This window comes from Acinetobacter sp. EKM10A (assembly GCF_011075215.1).
GTDB classification, from domain to species: domain Bacteria; phylum Pseudomonadota; class Gammaproteobacteria; order Pseudomonadales; family Moraxellaceae; genus Acinetobacter; species Acinetobacter baumannii.
The window spans coordinates 287,733-308,511 of the sequence record NZ_JAALLK010000002.1 but is presented as its reverse complement, the minus strand read 5'-3'; the positions used below and the strand labels follow the sequence as shown (position 1 = coordinate 308,511).

General features: G+C 38.7%; 20 protein-coding genes. 6 read left to right on the top strand and 14 right to left on the bottom strand.

Annotation, left to right across the window (positions count from 1 at the left end):
* Positions 1–21 precede the first annotated feature (21 nt).
* Positions 22–1,812, top strand: a complete 1,791-nt coding sequence (locus tag G9371_RS04325; protein ID WP_032009086.1) for a bifunctional metallophosphatase/5'-nucleotidase — start codon at positions 22–24, stop codon at positions 1,810–1,812.
* A gap of 67 nt (positions 1,813–1,879) precedes the next feature.
* Here G9371_RS04325 and G9371_RS04320 read toward each other — a convergent pair whose 3' ends face one another.
* The 7 genes from G9371_RS04320 to G9371_RS04290 form a co-directional block, all read right to left on the bottom strand.
* Positions 1,880–2,281: a transcriptional repressor gene (locus G9371_RS04320; RefSeq protein WP_000207886.1), complete on the bottom strand. Its 402-nt coding sequence runs from the start codon at positions 2,279–2,281 to the stop codon at positions 1,880–1,882.
* Between the two features lie 526 nt (positions 2,282–2,807).
* Complete coding sequence (locus G9371_RS04315; RefSeq protein ID WP_029423823.1) at positions 2,808–3,449, bottom strand: isochorismatase family protein; 642 nt, start codon at positions 3,447–3,449, stop codon at positions 2,808–2,810.
* Positions 3,450–3,521: 72 nt separating this feature from the next.
* Positions 3,522–4,292: an SDR family oxidoreductase gene (locus G9371_RS04310; protein WP_029423822.1), complete on the bottom strand. Its 771-nt coding sequence runs from the start codon at positions 4,290–4,292 to the stop codon at positions 3,522–3,524.
* A 359-nt stretch (positions 4,293–4,651) separates the two neighbouring features.
* Positions 4,652–5,272 carry an ATP-binding cassette domain-containing protein gene (locus G9371_RS04305; RefSeq protein WP_029423821.1) on the bottom strand — a complete coding sequence of 207 codons (621 nt, stop codon included), beginning with the start codon at positions 5,270–5,272 and terminating at the stop codon, positions 4,652–4,654.
* A 4-nt stretch (positions 5,273–5,276) separates the two neighbouring features.
* Positions 5,277–5,969 carry a molybdate ABC transporter permease subunit gene (modB, locus tag G9371_RS04300; RefSeq protein ID WP_000971590.1) on the bottom strand — a complete coding sequence of 231 codons (693 nt, stop codon included), beginning with the start codon at positions 5,967–5,969 and terminating at the stop codon, positions 5,277–5,279.
* Positions 5,966–6,751, bottom strand: coding sequence for a molybdate ABC transporter substrate-binding protein (gene modA, locus G9371_RS04295; RefSeq protein ID WP_000253130.1), 786 nt, complete (start codon positions 6,749–6,751; stop codon positions 5,966–5,968). The genes modB and modA overlap by 4 nt, the downstream gene beginning before the upstream one ends.
* Positions 6,752–6,939: 188 nt before the next feature.
* Positions 6,940–7,290, bottom strand: coding sequence for a winged helix-turn-helix domain-containing protein (locus G9371_RS04290; RefSeq protein ID WP_000664116.1), 351 nt, complete (start codon positions 7,288–7,290; stop codon positions 6,940–6,942).
* A gap of 222 nt (positions 7,291–7,512) precedes the next feature.
* On the opposite strand from G9371_RS04290, the gene antA reads away from it, so the two are divergent.
* The 4 genes from antA to G9371_RS04270 all read left to right on the top strand — a co-directional run bounded on the left by antA (position 7,513) and on the right by G9371_RS04270 (position 11,987).
* Positions 7,513–8,928 (top strand): anthranilate 1,2-dioxygenase large subunit, encoded by a 1,416-nt coding sequence (gene antA / locus G9371_RS04285; RefSeq protein ID WP_000204400.1) that lies wholly within the window; start codon positions 7,513–7,515, stop codon positions 8,926–8,928.
* Positions 8,929–8,930: 2 nt separating this feature from the next.
* A complete protein-coding gene (gene antB / locus G9371_RS04280) occupies positions 8,931–9,422 on the top strand; it encodes an anthranilate 1,2-dioxygenase small subunit (protein ID WP_000076813.1) in 492 nt (163 codons plus the stop codon).
* Between the two features lie 5 nt (positions 9,423–9,427).
* Positions 9,428–10,462, top strand: coding sequence for an anthranilate 1,2-dioxygenase electron transfer component AntC (gene antC / locus G9371_RS04275; protein ID WP_086221547.1), 1,035 nt, complete (start codon positions 9,428–9,430; stop codon positions 10,460–10,462).
* A gap of 466 nt (positions 10,463–10,928) precedes the next feature.
* On the top strand, positions 10,929–11,987 hold the full coding sequence (locus G9371_RS04270) for an AraC family transcriptional regulator (RefSeq protein ID WP_029423819.1): 1,059 nt from the start codon (positions 10,929–10,931) through the stop codon (positions 11,985–11,987).
* A 59-nt stretch (positions 11,988–12,046) separates the two neighbouring features.
* Here the strand turns inward: G9371_RS04270 and G9371_RS04265 are convergent, their stop codons facing one another.
* From G9371_RS04265 to G9371_RS04245, 5 genes are read right to left on the bottom strand one after another with little or no spacing between them, the layout of a single operon-like run.
* Positions 12,047–12,994, bottom strand: coding sequence for a transporter (locus tag G9371_RS04265; RefSeq protein ID WP_029423818.1), 948 nt, complete (start codon positions 12,992–12,994; stop codon positions 12,047–12,049).
* A gap of 53 nt (positions 12,995–13,047) precedes the next feature.
* A complete protein-coding gene (locus tag G9371_RS04260; RefSeq protein WP_029423817.1) occupies positions 13,048–13,578 on the bottom strand; it encodes a flavin reductase family protein in 531 nt (176 codons plus the stop codon).
* 28 nt (positions 13,579–13,606) lie between these two features.
* Entirely contained in the window at positions 13,607–14,845 is a 1,239-nt protein-coding gene (locus tag G9371_RS04255) for a styrene monooxygenase/indole monooxygenase family protein (protein WP_029423816.1), read from the bottom strand.
* A gap of 43 nt (positions 14,846–14,888) precedes the next feature.
* The gene (locus G9371_RS04250; protein ID WP_029423815.1) at positions 14,889–15,674 is read right to left on the bottom strand and encodes an SDR family oxidoreductase; all 786 of its coding nucleotides are present in this window, start codon (positions 15,672–15,674) and stop codon (positions 14,889–14,891) included.
* A gap of 12 nt (positions 15,675–15,686) precedes the next feature.
* The gene (locus G9371_RS04245; protein ID WP_029423814.1) at positions 15,687–16,937 is read right to left on the bottom strand and encodes a dienelactone hydrolase family protein; all 1,251 of its coding nucleotides are present in this window, start codon (positions 16,935–16,937) and stop codon (positions 15,687–15,689) included.
* Positions 16,938–17,266: 329 nt separating this feature from the next.
* Here G9371_RS04245 and G9371_RS04240 point away from each other — a divergent pair, with 329 nt between their 5' ends.
* Positions 17,267–18,610, top strand: coding sequence for an MFS transporter (locus tag G9371_RS04240; RefSeq protein WP_039207553.1), 1,344 nt, complete (start codon positions 17,267–17,269; stop codon positions 18,608–18,610).
* A 67-nt stretch (positions 18,611–18,677) separates the two neighbouring features.
* On the opposite strand, the gene G9371_RS04235 is transcribed toward G9371_RS04240, so the two are convergent.
* Complete coding sequence (locus G9371_RS04235; protein WP_004713138.1) at positions 18,678–19,664, bottom strand: AraC family transcriptional regulator; 987 nt, start codon at positions 19,662–19,664, stop codon at positions 18,678–18,680.
* Between the two features lie 323 nt (positions 19,665–19,987).
* Positions 19,988–20,773, bottom strand: coding sequence for a 3-hydroxybutyrate dehydrogenase (locus G9371_RS04230; RefSeq protein ID WP_029423812.1), 786 nt, complete (start codon positions 20,771–20,773; stop codon positions 19,988–19,990).
* Positions 20,774–20,779 lie beyond the last annotated feature (6 nt).

Genomic DNA, 20,779 nt, shown 5'->3' with positions numbered 1-20,779 from the left:
AATTCATCAATTGATAAAAAAATGACGACTTTAAACATACTATTTAAGACAACATCTTTATGTCTGGCAATGGCCTTATTGGTAGGCTGTAATGATAACGATGACAATGATTCAAGCACACCAGCACCGCGAAGTAACCAAACTGTAAATATTTTAGCTTTCAATGACTTTCATGGAAATTTAGAACCACCTAAACGTTACGTTGAAGCAGCGAATCCAAATGATGCATCTCAAACTGTACGTATTCCTGTCGGTGGTGTGAGTTACTTTGCAGATGCAATTAAGAAACTTAAAGCTCAAAATCCCAATAATGCTGTTGTGTCAGCAGGTGACTTAATTAGTGCTTCCCCACTCACTTCTTCATTATTTCTAGATGAACCTACTATTGAAGTCATGAATGATATTCAAATTGACTTTAATGCAGTTGGAAATCATGAGTTTGACCGTGGTACAGATGAATTGCGTCGTTTACAAAATGGCGGTTGTCAACAATATACCAGCACTGCCCCATGCCAAATTAATAAAAACTTTAGCGGCGCAAAATTCAATTTCCTTGCAGCTAACGTGGCAATGAAAAATGATACAAGTAAAACGATTTTTCCTGCCTATAAAGTCAAAACTTATGGCGGGATTCCTGTAGCATTTATTGGTTTAACACTCAAAGCGACTCCAAGTATTGTTTCAGCGGCGGGTATTAAGGATGTTGAATTCCGTGATGAAGCGGATACGGTAAATGCGTTAATTCCTGAACTTCAAAAACAAGGTATTGAAGCCATTGTCGTCGTTGTCCATGAAGGTGCAGCGCCAAGTACGAAACTCAATCAAAAAACATGTGATGGCTTAAGTGGGCCAATTTTAGGTATTTTAGATCGGTTAAATCCGGCAGTTGATATTGTTGTTTCGGGGCATACACATCAGTCTTATATTTGTGATTATGCAACCAAGAATCCGACTAAACCGTTTTTACTAACCTCAGCTGGCCAATACGGCACGCTTATTACCGATATTAAGGTGGAGTTGGATGGTAAAACTGGCGATATCATTAAAAAAGATGCTAAACAAATTCCGGTTCAAAGTGAGGCCTATACTTCGGGTACAACCACTGTAAGTCTGACAGACCTCTATCAAAAATTTAGTAAGACACCAAGTATCGAAGCGATTTTAGATAAATACCGTCAAGCAGTAACCACAATTTCTGGACGTGTTGTTGGAACTTCTACTGCCGTTGTGAGCCGTACACAAGTCGAAAGTGGTGAAAGCCCACTAGGTGATATGATTGCCGATGCACAGCAAGCCGCTGCTCTTCAAGCAAGTAATCAAGGCTCGGATTTTACGTTAATGAACCCGGGTGGTGTACGTGCTGATCTACTAATTAACAGCAGTAACCAGATTACGTTTGGTGATATTTTTGCAGTTCAACCTTTCGGTAACTCGATTGTGACTTTGAGCTTAACCGGTAAACAGATTAGAGATGTGCTTGAACAGCAATGGTCTGGTGCAAATGCAAATTCGCCTAGAATTTTACAGCCGTCTAAAGAGTTGAGTTATCAATATGCGGCAAATACATCTGTTTCACCACGAGCAAGTAACATCATGGTTGCTGGTTCACCATTAGTTGACACTAAAGTATACCGTGTGACGGTAAATAGCTTCTTGGCAGATGGTGGTGACAACTTCACGGTATTAAAAGAAGGCCAAAACCGTGTCGGTGGTGGTCAAGATATCGATGCGCTTGAAAGCTATGTTGCACAAAACTCTAAAGATTCACCGTTAATTATTCCGGCTACGACTCGTATTAAAGTCATTAAATAACTCATTTAAGAATGCATAAAGGACAGTACGAAGCTGTCCTTTATTTTTATAACAGTTTAAAAGATTTTTATTCGGTATAAAGATTAAGTTCAACACTACTAATGTCGACTCCGGTGTTTGCAAAAATAATATCCGTAACCTCATGAAGTAATTCTTTAACTTTCTCATTTTCAAAGTTCAAGGCTTCAGAGGTTTTGAGCGAAATGAGGTTACAGCTCATCTTGTCTTTTCTAAGCTTATAAATACTTTTACTTTTTCCTAAAAACACCCTTTTGATGATTTTACGGTTTTCAAACTCAGATAAAATTCGATAAATGGTACCTAACGTAATTTTATGTTCATTTTTAATTTGCGCATAGATACTTACCGCGCTTAAGCCTTGTGGGTTCTGATTTAAAATCTCAAAAACTTGTACCCTCGATTTTTTTATCGGTAATCCATTTAATAATGATTTTGATATTGTCGTCATCTTACTGAACCTTAATGTCTAGAAATATAGGAATTTTTAAAATTATTTTGACTATATTTACCTGAAAATTATGGAAATGATTTGATCTATAAATTAGAACTTACTACCCTATAAATAAGCTCTGAGCTAATTATTAAGTTTTAAAATAACTCCCATATTATCCCTCTCTTTGCTTTCTACATGTACGCACTTTGCGACTAGATGCATTCTTGAACTGAACCATATGGCGACCCTCTTCATTAATGTCACTCTTCAACATTATTTTGTATAATGGTTAACATATGATAATTATTATCATTTGTGTTTAACGGTGTATCATATACACATAAGTTTTAATATTCAATATTAATTAATTATCAAATACATAATGATAACCATTATATTTTATTGATTAAATAATGATAAATTGCATCCATCTTCTATTATAAGTATTCATTTCGACCCATATAAAAAGCAGATCAATGACCTGCTCTTTATATCTTAAATACAGAAAGTTAAATAATTTTTATTCTAGTGGTAGTGCATCTTATTCTTGTATCCATGCTTGGATTACTTGTTGTGTTGTCATGACTTGAGCACATCGTGTACTGGCATATTTTAATGCCATATCGTGCTCTTCTCTGCTAAAGTCAGCCAGCGCATCACCACATAAAAATGGCTGTATGTTTAGCATAAATGCTTCCGCAGCACTCATTAGACAACCAATATGTGCATATACCCCACAGATAATCAGTTGATCGCGACCAGAGTCACGCATGAGTTGTTCGAGCGGAGAAAATTTAAAAACACTATATCTCCACTTAGTAAGTACCGTATCATTTTTTTGAGGTGAAATTTTCGGAAAAATCTGTGTGATGTTTGGCTCATCCTTTAAACCAGGCCCCCAAAAGTCGGTTAATAACTGCCGATATTCTGGTGATTGGTTGCCAGGTTGTGCTGTATAGACAACGGGAATATTAGACTGGCGAGCAGCATCAATTAATGCCTTGGTGTTTTGAATTAGTTCTGGAATAGGTTCTTGGGTTATATCATAGAAATCTAAAAAATATTGCTGCATATCATGAACCAATAAAACACCTCGACTGGTATGTAGTGGCCAATTTGTTTTGTTTGGAGTAAATTCGTGCGCTTGGGGCATGCTGTAACTTGCAATCTTTGGAATACTCATTGGTATTTTCCTTTTCTATCTTTAAAAATATTTGTTCTTTAATTTCAGTGTATTGTTGTGCTGAAGTAAGCTTTAAACCCCAAGTGTAGCTCCTCCATCTACCACTATTTCTTGCATCGTAATTTGGGCCGCTCGGTCCGAAAGTAAAAAGCTCACGGTATTGGCAATATCATCTGGTTGCGCGAGTTTCCGTAAGGGAATACCTGTTCGGTACTGGCTTAAATCACCATCAATTACTGCAGGTGGAGGTGCATTATCTGTCCAGAGTTGTTGCTGCATTTGAGTGAGAGTAGATCCAGGTGAAACGATATTCAGCCTGACTTGATAAGGGGCGATTTCAAGTGCCAGATTGCGACAAAAATGACTTAGTGCAGCCTTAGTGGTGGCGTACATACCAAGTTGCATACGTGGCATACGCGCACTATTTGAACTAATAGTGACAATGCTACCCTGCCTTTTTGCACAAAAATGTTTAGCAATTTGTTGACTAATCGCGATAGGCGCCATGACATTGACCGCAAAAAGTGTTTCCCAATCTTCCGTTTTTGCTTCAAGCATGGAGCGCATAATTAATACTCCTGCTGCATTTACTAACCCCGTAATTTCGTATTTTTCCAAAAGCTCTGAAATTAAAGTTTGTGTTTCTTGTTGATGAGTAATGTCTTGTGAGATGCCTTGCCATTGTGAAAATTGATCTGACGTCATTGTTTTACTGATATCCCATTGTTCAGGATTTTTTTGACAGTCAATACCAATAACATGATACCCCTGATCTAGTAGTTGCTTGGCGATAGCCGCTCCTATCCCTCTTGCAGCACCTGTGACTACGATGGTAGAGCGCATGTTAATACTCCAATTTATATTATAAAGAAATCTATAAATATAATTGCAAATAATTATCATTATTATCAAGAGCAAATGGATATAAAAGTTCAAATTATGATCTTATATAAATGAGTTACATCTTAAAATTACAAGCTAAAATATTGTTTTATAGGAAGTTTATAAAATTTAAAGGTCAAGAATATTTTGTTATTAATAATCATTTTCAATAAGACAGGTTTTGATTTATTCGACTAAAATCAGATTTATGGTTTATCAAAACTAGTAACTTTTTAGGGTTCGATCTCCCCCAGGCTCAGAATGAGTTCTCTATAACTCCGACTCTCGTAAGTTTAGAAATGCGTATAAAAAATGAAAAATTATAAAATCCACATTGTTTCGGTCAGTTGTTTAATCTCTTGAATATCATGACTTACATAAATCATCGGAATTTTAATTTCCTCTTTTACTTTCTGAAAAAAAGGAATAATTTCAGCTTTATGATTCGCATCTAATGCTGATAAAGGTTCATCAAGCAGTAACAGTTTAGGCGAATATAATAATGCTCGACCTAGTGCCACGCGCTGCTTTTCCCCACCTGAGAGTTTGATAGGCATACGTTGTAATAAATGCCCTAACTTTAATAACTCAATAATGTAATCTGCTTCAAATTGACGTTCTTGTTGGGAAAGATGCTGAAAACCAAATAATAAATTTTGCTTGACTGTTTTATGCGGAAAAAGCTGAGCATCTTGAAAAACCAATCCAACATGCCGCTTTTGTGTGCTCAAGTTAATGTTTTGATCTGAATCAAACCATGTTTGGCCCTGTATTTTAATGAGTCCACTATGCGGAGTGTTCAGTCCTGCAATCGCGTGTAAAATTGATGTTTTACCTGACCCAGATGCACCAAATAATCCAATAACAGCAGCATCTGACTGGAAACTAGGCTCAATATGAAATTGACCCATCTGTAGCTGAAAACGGCAATCAATCAACATAACCTTACCGTCCTAACCGCTTCTTTTGATAACGATGAAACCACTGTGCAAACCATAATGCCAGAAAAGCTACACTTAACGATAAAACAATAAGCCTTTGAATAGCAGCTTCTGTATCGGGTTGTTGCATTAAGCTATACATGGCTAGAGGCAAAGTCCGTGTTTCATTTGAAATATTACCCACAAAAGTAATGGTGGCCCCAAACTCTCCTAAACTGCGGCAAAAACACAAAATAGCGCCAATTAAAATGCCACTGCTGGCAAGAGGCAAAGTGACGTGAAAAAATGCCCCTAAAGATGAAGCTCCTAATGTCTTTGCTGCCATTTCTAAACGCTGATCGACCAGTTCAATCGCTAGACGAATAGATTGCACTAATAGTGGAAAACCCATCACTGCCGAAGCAAGAACGGCACCTTTCCAGTTAAATGCAAAATTAATTCCGAGTGGCGCCAAATATTGTCCAATAACGCCGCGGCTCCCAAAAACTTGTAAAAGCAAATAACCAGGAACTACTGGCGGTAGTACTAAAGGTAAAAATACCAATGTTTCAATGAATGACTTACCCCAAAACTCTTTACGTGCCAAAAACCATCCCACACAAATTGCAGGAATAATACTGACCACAAGACAACTTGCTGCAACCTTACAAGAAAGTTGCAGCACACTGAGTTCTTCTGGGGTTAAAGAAAACATCATGGCTTGACTGGAGCCAACACGCTAAAGCCATATTTTTTAAAGACAGCTTTGGCTTGGTTGCTTTGTAAAAATTGATAGAACTTTGCTGAGTTTGAGTTCTTTTTAATCATCCCTACAGGATAAATAATTGGTGAATGCGTATTTTCCGGAAATATGCCAGCTACCTTCACGTCTTTACTAATCGCAGCATCGGTTGCATAGACAATACCGACCTGACATTCACCACGCGCAACAAAGTTTAAAGCAGCTCGAACATCTTCTGTTTCAACTAACTTTGGCTCAATACGATTCCACCAACCTAAATTAGTAAAAGCTTGTTTAGCATATTTGCCTACAGGCACACTTTTGGTATCTCCTGTACAAATCTTGCCTGTAAACACTTTATTAGGATCTGTGGCTTTATCTAATTTGATGTTTAATGACTGCCCTTTTGGGGTAATTAACACCAAACGGTTACCTAATAAATTTATACGGTCATTTGCTGCAACTCGTTTTTTGTTTTGTAGATAATCCATCCACTGGGTATCTGCTGAAATAAAAATATCAGCTGGTGCTCCAGCTTCAATTTGTTTAGCTAAGGTTGATGAACCAGCATATGAAGTTTTAATTTCTACTTTATTCTGTTTTTCGTAAATTTTTTCTAAATCGTTAATTGCATTCGTTAAGCTCGCTGCTGCATAAACAGTAACTGATTCAGCCTTGGCTGAGATATTAAAGACCAATCCGATGCTGAGGACTGAACAGGCTAAAGCCAATTTTTTTATCTTTGTATCACTTACCATTATTTTTACCTTTTTGTCGTTTTTGCAGCGATATATACCCAAGAATATAGCGCTACATGAAGATTATGAAAAGCATAATTCATTAACTATAGATGTCTGGAATGCAGCAGTGCTTTTTCAGCACGTAATTTGAATTAAGCAAAAGCTATACCAAATTAAAAGATTTCATACCTAAACAATCTTTTATCTTAACCTTTTAAATAGCTACTCATAATTTGATAATCATGTTCTAAGGCTTGTCGAGCATTGATTTCCATTTGACGGTAATGCTGTAAGACTTTCTGGCCCAAAGCTGTGACAGCTGCCCCACCACCATGTGTTCCGCCTGTTTGCGTTTCCACTAAAGCTGTTTCAAAGCACTGATTCATGGTGTCGACCAACTGCCATGCACGGCGGTAGCTCATATTCATAGATTTTGCAGCTTGTGAGATTGAACCAGTTCTCGCAATTGCTTCAAGTAAGTCTGCCTTACCCGGACCAAATGCAATATTTTGCTCTAAAAGAATTCTAATTTGTAATTTTAAGTTTTGTTCTTTCATAGACTTAGTTCACAAAGTTTCATTTTTATGCTGCTTAACATTATAGAAAACTTTAATAGCTTAAAACACATACAAATTTAAATCTCTACTCTTTCTTCAAAAGAGTTCAATTAAAAAATCAAAACTGCACAAAGTGGATAAAGATCTGGAAAAAACGGATAGAGAGCAATGCTTAATCGCGGTTCAATCAGTTAAAAGCTGATTGATTGGAGGATTGAGTAAATGACCTCATCTAATTTAAAACAATGGAATGATTTTATAGATGGATGTATCGACTTCCGTCCTAACGATGGCGTGTTCCGTATTGCACGCGACATGTTTACCGAGCCAGAACTATTTGACTTGGAAATGGAATTTATTTTTGAAAAGGTTTGGATTTACGCATGTCACGAAAGTGAAATTCCAAACAATCATGATTTCCTAACCGTTCAAATTGGCCGCCAACCGATTATTGTAAGCCGTGATGGTAAAGGCGAACTACATGCCATGGTGAATGCTTGTGAACACCGCGGTGCGACCTTAACACGTGTTGCTAAAGGCAATCAATCTACATTTACCTGTCCGTTCCACGCATGGTGCTATAAGTCAGATGGCCGTTTGGTTAAAGTCAAAGCGCCTAGCGAATATTGTGAAGATTTTGATAAATCAAGCCGTGGTCTAAAACAAGGCCGTATTGCCAGCTATCGTGGATTTGTATTTGTAAGCCTTGATACTCAAGCAACAGATTCACTAGAAGACTTTTTGGGCGATGCAAAACTGTTCCTTGATTTAATGGTTAATCAGTCGCCAACAGGTGAACTCGAAGTATTACAAGGCAAGTCATCTTATACCTTTGCAGGTAACTGGAAGCTACAAAATGAAAATGGTCTAGATGGCTACCATGTCAGCACTGTTCACTATAACTATGTCTCTACAGTTCAACACCGCCAGCAAGTCAATGCATCAAAAGGTGCTGAACTCGACACACTTGACTATAGCAAGTTGGGTGCGGGTGACTCAGAAACTGACGATGGCTGGTTTAGTTTTAAGAATGGCCACAGTGTTTTATTCAGTGACATGCCAAATCCGACAGTTCGTCCGGGCTACAGCACAGTTATGCCATATATGGTTGAAAAATATGGCGAAAAATATGCTGAATGGGCAATGCATCGTTTAAGAAACTTAAACTTGTACCCTAGCCTATTTTTTATGGATCAAATTAGCTCTCAGCTTCGTATTGTTCGCCCTGTGGCATGGAATAAAACTGAAGTCATCAGCCAATGTATTGGCGTTAAAGGTGAATCTGCAGAAGCACGCCGTAACCGTATTCGCCAGTTTGAAGATTTCTTTAACGTGTCGGGTCTTGGTACACCAGACGATTTAGTCGAATTCCGTGAACAGCAAAAAGGTTTTCAAGCGCGTCTTGAACGTTGGAGCGATATTTCTCGTGGCTGTCAGTCTTGGGAATACGGTGCAACTAAAAACTCACAAGACTTAGGCATTCAACCCGTCATTACTGGCCGTGAATTTACCCATGAAGGACTCTATGTAAACCAGCATGGACACTGGCAACGTCTCATGCTCGACGGCTTAAATAAAAAAGCGCTGAAAATGCAGGATATTACTTTTGAAAACAATGCCGTAATGGATGAGGTGTAACCATGTCACAAGAACTACATTTTGCTGTATCTCAGTTTTTGTACAAAAAGGCAGAGCTTTGTGATGCTTATGACTGGGATGCCTACCTAGAGCTTTACGATGAAGATAGTGAATATCATATTCCACAGTGGATTGATGACCATAACTATGTTCAAGATCCAAATCAGGGCTTATCTTATATTTATTATGCGGACCGTACAGGCCTTGAAGACCGTGTATTCCGTATTCGTACCGGAAAAGCAGCCTCTGCAACGCCATTACCACGTACTTTGCATAGCATAAACAACATTCGAGTTAAAACACTGGAAGATGGTCTTATCGAAGCAAAAGTTGCATGGCAAACGCTTTATAACCGTCAAGGTTTAGAAGGCTGTTTTTACGGACATGCCACTTATCTTTTACGCCAAACAGCAGATGGTTTCCGCATTCGTCGTCAGCACAGCATTTTGCTGAATGACAAAATTGATTCCGTTTTAGACTTCTATCACGTTTAAGGGGAATGAAAATGGGACATTCAGTTGCACTTAATTTTGCCGATGGCAAAACCTTTTTCATTTCGGTGAATAACGACGAATTGTTGCTTGATGCAGCAGTTCGTCAAGGAATTAACCTGCCGTTAGACTGCCGCGAAGGTGTTTGTGGTACCTGTCAGGGACAGTGTGAAACCGGCATTTATGAACAAGAATATGTTGATGAAGATGCATTAAGTGAGCGTGATTTGGCTGAGCGTAAAATGTTAGCTTGTCAGACCCGTGTAAAATCCGATGCAGCTTTTTATTTCGATCATGATTCTGCTATCTGTAACGCTGGTGATACCTTAAAAATTGAAACCAAAGTGACTGCGGTTGAGCTGGTTTCAGAAACAACAGCAATTTTACATCTTGATGCGAGCAGTCATGCTGAACAACTTCAGTTTTTGCCAGGTCAATACGCTCGTTTGCAAATACCGGATACTGAAGATTGGCGCTCATATTCTTTTGCAAATAGACCAAATGCGACCAATCAATTGCAATTTCTCATTCGTCTCTTACCAGACGGTGTGATGAGTAATTACCTGCGTGATCGTTGTCAGGTTGGACAAAGCTTACTTATTGAAGCACCGCTTGGTAGTTTCTATTTACGTGAAGTAGAGCGACCACTGGTTTTTGTGGCAGGTGGAACTGGTTTATCTGCTTTTTTGGGAATGCTTGATAACTTGGTTGATCAGCCTAACTCGCCTGCAGTTCAGTTGTACTACGGCGTAAATAGTGAAACCGACTTGTGTGAACAACAGCGTTTACAGGCCTATGCAGAACAGCTACCCAACTTTAGCTATCACCCGATTGTGACTAAGGCAACGGAAACTTGGCAAGGTAAAGCCGGTTATATCCATGAGCACTTAAATAAAGATCAACTGGCCGAGCAAGCTTTTGATATGTATTTATGTGGCCCACCGCCAATGATTGAAGCCGTTAAAAATTGGTTAGATGAACAAGCTTTGCAAAACTACCGTATCTACAGCGAGAAATTTTTACAGAGCAATACCTCACGCTAAAAGTACAAATAGCTTCAGTACAAATAATTTAGAAACCACTCAAACCTGAAATCATTCAATATACTCTTATAAAGGGTATATTGAATTTTTGCATTTAAATTAAAAGTTTTTATATATCAATAATATAAAATAATTAATTCCGACAAAATAAATTGACCAGCTCACTCGGATTTGCTATAAATTTTGATAGATCTTAAGGAATAAGATCATGATGAGATTAACTTATAGCGCCTTTTATATCCCCCTATTCTATTTCTCGAATGTATTAAATTGATAGTCAAAATCCGACTTAAAAATTTGAGAAAATCACAATAACTAGCGGTTAGATTGGTCTATATCTTGCTTATATCTCATTGTAATTTGCGAGTAACTTAATTTTTTAAGTGCCGTATTTACTTGCTGTGCAGCGAAGTTTTAAAGCTTTCGCAATACAAGTAAATACAGGAGTGAGCCAAAAGGGATAAATATGAACCAAGCCAACTCCCCAGAACTCAGTGGGCGTCATTTTCAAAATGAGTCTATCTTTACCAATCATAATCTGGTGTTTGATCACCACGATTTAAGCGAAATCTGCCGAAATGTAGGCCAAATTTTTAAACCACATGATCTTAAAATCTCTCATCAGAAGCGAGATTTCAGTGCAACAATGCACCATGTTAAAACAGGCGCATTGTCTATTAGCCGCTTGGAATATGGCGCAGATGTCATTATTGAACCAGATCATCTGGATAACTTTTACCTAATTCAAATTCCAACTCAGGGCTATGCAGAAATCGAGTTTGGTTCACAAAAGTTTATTTCTTATTCTCAAGTTGCTTCTCTTATTTCTCCTCAACAATCTTTACGTATGCGCTGGCATGCGAACTCACCCCAGCTTATTCTAAAAGTGTCAAAGGATGATTTTACTTACCATTGCCGTCAACACATTGCGGATTCAGAGAATAACTTACTCGTTTTTGACCCTAAATTAGATTTTTCTACCCAAGGTGGAGCCTATTTTTTACAGCTCGTTAGAACATTGATGGATGCTTTAGCATGTGATCAGCACCCGCTCCATCATCCATTAGCCTTTAAACAATTTGAGTCAAATCTATTTAATGCATTGATTTATGGTCAGCCCAACAATGCATTACATAAGCTTGATCATTATAAAGAAAAAACGGTATCTCCTTATTTCGTGAAGCGTACAGAAGCCTATATTAAAGAACACTTGCATGAGCCGCTTAATGTCGAAATTCTGGCCGAGCATGCAGGCGTGAGCGTAAGAACCCTATTTACTGGTTTTAAAAATTATTTGGGGACAACCCCAATGTCTTATTTAAAAGAATTACGTTTTGAACAAGCCCATTTAGAGCTCATGCACAATGAACATCTATCTGTCACTGACGTTGCATTTAAATGGGGATTTACCCATTTAGGCCGTTTTTCACAAGAGTACAAACGCCGTTATGGTGAGTTACCTTCGTCTACTCGCCGATCTGGACAGAGTGAAGGCTCAGGCTTAATTACTTCAATTTTTTCTTAAATTAAAAAATAGATAAAAGCCTTTTATATTTGTTGATATAAAAGGCTTTTTTTTATGACTTAAAAATGATGGACATAACGAACTTGTAATCGCGTACCTTCTGGTCGGTTTTCAGTATCTTGCTCAAAATAAGCATTTGCAACCAAGTGATCATTTTTAGAAAAACTATACATCGCACCCGGACCAATTGCCCAAACTTGCTCACGTCGACCTTTGACTTTTTCACCATCCACTTCAGTGTCAGTGACTTGTTTTAACCAATAGCCATTTAGTCCCAAGCGGAACTGTTCGGTAATAGCATAGTCTGTTGCAAAGTTTGCATGGATTGCTTGCCCTGCCTGCATATCATTTGCTCCAGCAAAGGCATAGCTTGGGTCATCATTTTTAAAGTTATAGAGATAATGGATACGCGTTGAAGCTGTCCATTTTGGATTAAACCAATATGTGGCAGCCCAATAAGGGTCAAATGAAACGGCGTTATTACTTGGGTTAATATCTTTTTGTTGATTGTATTCGCCAGTAGGTAAATTCACTTGAAACTCAAAACGATGTACAAACTTCGGTCCTTGTGCACCTATAACTGGATCAAACTGAATAAAAGGTCCGATCATAATGTCCCCAAAGCCGCTTTGGGCTTTAATTGCAGCATTATTCAAGCCATCATCCATGTCCATTTTGCTGACAAAAGGAATTAAAAAATTCATGCCTAAACTGGCTTTATCTTTTACTCGAACATTTGATAAATAACTAATCTGTTCAACCAGTACTTGATAATTTAAATCTGTTTTAGGTAAACCCAGTTTTTGCCCATTGGCATCGACCAGTTTATTGCTATCGTAATTTTGAAAATAGGTTTGAGCATACCAGCCGGGCCCTGCAGGTAATCCACCATCGAGAAAGCTAGTCATGCCTAAATTTACGGTCGGTAAATCATAGGCATATGTAACCCACGGCAAACCTAATAATGTCCCTGCTAAAAAGCCATGTTTAATTAAAGTGCTTTTCATCTTCTTATTTCCTATAAAAAAATCACGACCGGATTGATCGTGATTGTGGTGAATTAATGTGCTAATTCTGGATGCTCAGCGGCAATCCGATACTTTCCTGCGTGAAATACCAATGGTTCACCTTGGCGTTGTTGGTATTGTTCAATTTGACCAATAAAAATCAGGTGATCTCCGCCTTCATACTGATTTACATTGCGGCAAACCAAGGTTGTGAGTGCATCCGTCAAAATTGGAACGCCTGCATTGCATTGCTGATGGGCAATGCCTGCAAATTTATCTTCCGCACCTCGAGCAAAATGTCCCGAAAGCTGATGATGCTCTTGTGCCAACATGTGAATAGCAAAATATTCAGCTTCTACAAAATCAGGCAAACTTGGCGCCGTTTTTGAAAGGCTCCATAAAATTAATGGCGGATCTAAAGACAGAGATGAAAATGAATTGGCTGTCATACCTATTTTCCGGCCATCTTTACCACGAGTTGTAATCACGGTAACGCCAGTTGCAAACTGACCAAGCAAGTTACGAATTTCTCTTGGGTTTTCGGCATTAATCGCTTGTAAAGCTAAAGTTTCAATTGTGTCCATTTTTAAATCTTCCTTTGATATTTTGACCTTAAGCGACTTTTGCTGTGTTTTTTGAAGCTAAGAATGCCTGAGCTTGATCTGCATCAAACCACCACGGAGCAAAGGCGCGCGGGTCATCAAAGTTATTGGCCATAATTGAAGCAATGCTCTGGTTTTGGCTTGCAGCTGCTAGGAGTTCAACGACATGAGGCTCTGGTGGTAATAACAAGCTATTGGTCCAAGCCACGACTTTTTCTGCATAAGCCCAATAGCGTTCAAAAGTTTGAACCATCCATTGTTCGCTAAAGCTTTGATTATCATTGGCTAAAATGGCATCAAAATAGATCTTGCTACACTTAGCCGCATTGTTTGAGCCTTGACCGGTAATTGGATCATTGACCACTAAGGCATCTGCCATGCCAAAAATCTTTTTGCCAGACGGTAAGGTTAAAACGGGCTTACGTACCGTCGGCGGGAAACGCCCTGCCAAATAACCGCCAGCATCAGTTAATTCAACATTTGCGCAGCGTTCATATTCCCAAGGCACAAATTTCTTGAGTAAATCCAGACTGCATTGCAGGTGTTGTTCAGGTGTTTTGACATCTTGCCAGCAGTCCATTGGTCCATTTGGAATACCTTCAAACACCATAATGTCGCAAGGCCCATTGATGGTTAGTGCCGGAAATGAAAAGTATTCCCCGACTTCAGTAATAATGTTAAAAGTCACACGTGAATAAGGTGAAATTGGCTTCATGTTTTTGACGTAGGTCAAAGCCAAAGCGCGCTGCGGTTTATCAAAAACACTACGTGCACCATCACGCTCAAATTGCTTAACAACCTCACCTTTACCAGCCGCGAGTAATACAAGCTCATAATCGTTTGCGAGTTGTTCCAACTCTTCTATACCCGCATCCTGAATCACCAATTGACCGCCACGGCGTTCGAACTCTTCCATCCAATATGGCATTTTGACGCGTTGATCGACCGATTGTGCGTAGCGCTCAAGACGAGCACTCCATTCAAATGCTTTAGCACCATTTTCAGGATTAACTAAAGCTAGCCCAATACCTTCTACTGCTGGACATTGTTCTTCCCAAAAATTTAGTCCCAAGTCACGTTCAGTTTGTAAAGCGGTATGAAACATACACTGGCTTGACATGACTTTACCTTGACGAATTTCATCGGCAGTTCGGTTGGTAATCATGGTTACGTCGTAACCTGTATCTAATAACCCTAAACCAAGCTGTAAACCAGACTGTCCTGCTCCAACAATTGCAATACGGCGCATAATATTCTCCATAATTTTCTAAATGTACTTTTAAAACGCTGTGCTATTCGGCTAAACGTGGAATAGCGGGCTGTGATCCTTCAGGACCCATTACTGAATATCCGCCATCGACCGCATAATCTGCTCCGGTGACAAAGCTCGCAGCAGGTGACAATAAAAACAAAACAACATTGGCGACTTCTTCTGGATGACCCAATCGGCCTAGCAAGTGATAATCCGCTGCCACGCTATCGGCTTTTTCACGGTTATTACCGCTGACTTCTGCAATGACACGAGACCATGTCCAACCCGGAGAAACCGAATTGACGCGAATACCATCGGCAGCAAAATCCATTGCCATGCTTTGTGTGAGTTGACGTATCGCGGCCTTAGAAACCGGATATAACCAGCGTCCTGTTTGTGCCACTTTGGCTGAAATGGAAGTAAAGTTAACAATTGAACCTTGTTGCTTTTTTAGGTCATTGTATAAAGCACGGCTCAGCTCAACGCTAGAGACCAAATTAAGATCGAGTGCTTGTAACCAGTCCTGACGTGAGGATTTAAAACCATCATCTAAGTAGGTACATGCCAGATTGACCAAGTAACTCACTTCACCTAAATGTTGGTGAATATCCGCCACAGCTTGTTGAATAGCCGCATCGCTGGTTAAATCGGTTTGAATAAACATCACGTCATGGTTAAAGCTTTCGGCAATCGCCTTACCTTTGGCATCAATATCTAAGATAGCGACATGAGCACCTGCACTGACTAGGGCTTGCACAACAGCTTTACCAATCAGTGTTGCACCGCCGCTCACCACAGCAACTTTTCCTTTTAAATCTATATTCATTGCAGATCCTCCTTAACTAACTGGCTTGCCTTCACTACTTGACCAAGATGGCATCAAAGTATTGGAAGGAAGATCTTCATCAAGAAGTTTTCGCGCTGTCTCGACACCTGCAACTGGTAAGCCTGTTGGGTCTAATAAACCAATTTGAACGAGCACCGATGCTTGGTCCCAGTAAATATGCTCATGGCACAGCTTTGAACCTCTGAACTGAATTACACCTAACATTGGAATTTCGACATATTTACCAGTCGGTTTTACACCCGGTAATAACCAGTCAATTTCAGCGTCGTGGGTAAAGCTCATAATGAACTCGTCTACCACTTGCGTTGAGCCAACCGTACGAGAGATTGAAGTGATCTTCATATCTTTTGGGTTTTGATGAACAAAGTGATACTGATAAAAACGAGCAAGCTGGCTTTGGCCTACCCCACCAGTTAACGTTGGAATATGGTTGACATAAGGTTCTGCGACCATTGTTGCCATAGTTGCGGGGACGTCACGCGTATCGAACTCATGACGGATATGCTCTTCCCAGAGTGCGACTAGGTCATATTTCGGTCCAATCGTTTCATGTAGAGCTGTTACTGTACGCTCGTGAGCAAAGCGTGCTGAAGGTTTGTGGTAATGGTTGCTTTTTGGTCGTGCAAAGGCATGATCAACGCCTTCGTAAACATAAGCTTGTACATTTGAATATTGATTAGCTGCATCGACAATCGCTTGTCTCGCATCTGGCGGTGTAAATTGGTCCAGTTCTGCAATATGTAAAACCAAACGCCCTTTTACGTTAGCTAACTCATCTAAGGCTTTTTCAATACCTACACCGTAATAACCTACGGCACATGCTACTTCAGAAAGTCGACAGCCTGCCAAGTAAGCTAGCTTTCCACCTAAACAATAGCCCACCACGCCGAGACCTGTAGAGGTATCACATTCTGGTCGTGTCTTTAAAAAAGCTAAGCTGTCTTGAATATCTTCAACACCGAGGTTTTCGTCATATTGCTGATAAAGTTCAAAAGCTTTTTGAAAATCTTCTGGTGTGTAACCCAGTTCAATATTAGGTGCTACACGCCAAAATAAATCAGGTACTAAAACGGTATAGCCTTCTTCTGCAAGAAAATCTGCCTTTTCCCGCATTGCTGCATTCACCCCAAAGATTTCCTGACAAAGCACCACTCCAGGTCCTTTTCCTGTTTCTGGCGTCGCTAGATATGCACTGAACTGCTTTCCAGATGCAGTTTTAATTTGAATGGTTTGACCAGCCATAGTGTCAACTCCTGACATTGTTATGGCTTTATCTTCTATCTGAAATTTTTTTTAGACTGTCCAAAAGCTGCAAGCATTATCCAATCTCTGCGCAATTATCAAAATCAATCAAACTGGATAAAAATTAAAAACAAAGAAACATCTATATTTCAAAAACTTAAATTAAAAAATTAAATTACTGCTTTTTATCTAATTTGGAAAATATGGATGAAGATTAGGACTTATTGGATAGTGAAGACTGGCTAAAAATAGTTCAATCAAAGATACAGGTTTTGTAACGAATACATTGAATTACTCAGGGAATTAAATAATTTTAAGAAGGAATACATATGAAAACGATAGATGCGAATACGATTATCAATCGCGAAAAACTGTCTCCCTTACAGTGGGTGGTTTTTATTCTAGGCTTTTTTGTCTTTTTCTGTGATGGTCTAGACACAGGAATTATTGGTTTTGTTGCTCCGGCATTACTAGATGACTGGGGAATTACCAAGCCTCAACTTGCACCAGTTTTAAGTGCAGCCTTAGTTGGTATGTCAATTGGTGCAATCATTTCGGGACCCTTAGCCGATAAATTTGGCCGTAAAGGTGTTATTGTTTTTACAAGCCTTTTGTTTTCTATATTTACCATTTTGTGTGGCTTTGCCAATTCAACTCAAGACTTAATGATTTATCGCTTTATTACAGGTGTAGGTCTAGGCGCGGCCATGCCAAACATCAGTACTATTGTCTCAGAATATATGCCTGTAAAACGTAAAGCATTTCTTACAGGTCTTGCTGGCTGTGGATTTATGCTGGGTATTTCTTGTGGTGGTGTGCTGTCAGCTTATCTATTAGAAAGCTATGGCTGGGCTAAGGTTATTATTATTGGCGGGAGTATTCCCCTAATTTTAGTGGTTGCTTTATTACTTAAATTACCTGAATCAACGCAATACTTAATTACACGTCATCAACAAGATAAAGCACAGCGTATCTTAGAAAACATTCAAGGTCATTCTTTTCAAGAGCCTGTAAAACTTGTTTTAACTCAAGCAGAAACTGCATCGGATGAAAATCCGGTTAAAGTAGTTTTAGGAAAATATCTTTGGGGTTCAAGCATGCTTTGGCTCTGCTGTTTTACTAGTCTTTTGGTGTTCTATCTTTTAACAAGCTGGATGCCAACGATTTTAAAAACAGCAGGTTTCAGTACCCAACAGTTTAGTTTAATTGCCGCGATTTTCCCTTTTGGTGGTGTAATTGGCGCAACCATTATGGGATGGTACATGGATAAACTGAACCCAACTACAGTCATTAAATATTCATATCTGATTGCTTTCGTCCTATTCATTGTTGCAGGTTTGGTGAGCTCAAATATTTTCTTATTGGGTCTTACTATTTTCTTAATTGGTGCTTTACTCGCTGGTGCGCAGTCTTCATTACTGCCACTTGCGGCTATGTTCTATCCAGCAGTATGCCGCGCGGTTGGAGTTTCATGGATGCATGGCATCGGTCGTATCGGTGCAATTTTAGGCGCTTTCTTTGGCTCACTCATTTTCACTTTCAACCTAAGCTTAAGCGGTATTTTCTTTATTCTAGCAATACCAACCTTCATCTCATTTATTGCACTTAGCCTAAAAGTAATTTATGAGAAATCTAAACACAAACAAGTGTTAAAATTCGAAGAAAGTCTATAAATATTAATCGATAAATAAAAAACTGATTTAGTTGCCTAAATCAGTTTTTTATTTGGAAAATTAAATATCAGAAAATTTTGCCTTTGGTCTCACTTGGGTTTTCTCCAAATTCTTCACGATATTCTTGAGAAAAACGGCTTAAATGGTTAAAGCCCCAGTCATACGCAAGCTTTGAAATAGAAACCTTTTTATCTGCTCCTGTAGTGCTCAAGATTTTGTAAATTTGTTGAAGACGATATTTTTTCAAATACGACATTGGGCTGGTGCCGTAGTATTGTTGAAATTCATCATACAATTTTGATTTTGAAACCCCAGCCAAACGCTGCAAGTCTTCTGCACAGATTTCTTCGTGAGCATGTTCAATAATAAAATTACGAACCTTTCGAATATAAGCTGGCTCATCTTGATGTGAGAGTGACTTTAAAGCTTTAGAGTAGTTGTTTTCTTGAGATAATAGTAAGGCTTTAATTACAAAATTTTCATAGTCTTCAGATAACATCTGCAAACCATAAAAATTGCTATATTGCGATTTTAGCTGTAAAAAATTCTGAATATTCTTCCACCACGCTCCAATCAGTTGCTCAGAGTCTAAGTGCATTTCAGGGTTAAAAATGATAGGCGTTTCTATAGGTTTATTCAGTAAATCTGCAAGGACAATCTGCATACTTCGCTCAGGAATAACCACCTGAAATTTTCTACAGTCTTTATCGATAATCAGATCTTGTTGATCATTATTTGAAACAATTAGGCCTCTGTTTTCATCAGATTGATAATGTGCACCACGAATGTTGAGAGCTTGTCGTCCCTGTATAGGTAAACTAATGCTATAAGCTTTTAAATTTGAGATGTTGATAGCGACGTTTGCACCATAACTGATTGTGCCGATTGCCATTTTTTTATTGGGCAAACGCATTCCGTCATAGTGGAAATCGAGATTATCTTTGTAAATTGTGTCTAGACGGTGTTCACCACAAATTGTGGACATCAGATTCTGCGCAAATTCAGCTTTGCGTGAATAATGATTGAGTTCCATCTGTTGGCTGAGTGATATCATATCCTTTTCACCTAGCTAAAACTTATTGCTAAAAAAGCAACTTGTATGCCAATTAATACCCTTTAATTGACGAGTTTTCCTGAAAATATCTAATCAGGAAATAGCGTAAATATTACTTTCTCATACTCTATTAAATTTTAAAAATGGAAATAAGTTAAATACCTTTAAAGTATAAATTTATACCCTAACGAACTTATTTTCTTAGTTTTTTATAACAACTTATAGTAGAGATAAAGCATTATTTTGAACAGTAGATAATCATAAATTTTTAACGAATAAAAAACCGCTTATATAGAATAAGCGGCTTTTATAAAACAATTAAATTATTGGGCCGTATAACCGCCATCCATCACGACAGCTTGGCCTGTTACCCCACCTGCTTTGCTACTCGCAAGGAAAATCGCATAGTCAGCAATTTCTTCAACAGAGAGTAAACGCTTTTGAGGAACCATTGCCAAGATAACATCTTCAAGTGCGCTGTCTAAACTTACATTACGGGTTTTAGCCAAGTCTGCAATTTGCCCACGAACCAATGGTGTATCTACATACCCCGGACATAAAGCATTTACCGTAATACCATCACGTGCACATTCTAATGCGGCAACTTTTGTTAGACCAATTACGCCATGTTTAGCGCTGTTATAACCTGCCTTTCCAGCGAAACCAATCAAGCCATTAATTGAAGCCATATTAATAATACGACCATATTTTTGAGCTTTCATGATTGGAAAAACATGTTTAATACCAATAAATGCCCCAGTTAACATGACTTGAACTAACTTTTGAAAAACAGCCGTTGGAAATTCTTCAATAGGCGCAACATGTTGGAAACCAGCATTATTAATTAAGATATCAACCGTACCAAAGTTCTTTTGAGTAAGCTCAATGGCTTGTTTATAAGCATCTTCATCAGTTACATCACATGGTGCAGATAATGCATCAAAACCTTGCTCTTTAAGTGAGTTCGCCGTTTCTTGGCACTTTTCAGCATTCATGTCAGAAATGACAACTTTGGCACCTTCTTGAGCAAATTTCTTAGCAATCTCTAGACCGATACCACTTGCAGAACCTGTAATAAAAGCGACCTTACCGTCTAAAAGTTTTGTCATTTATTT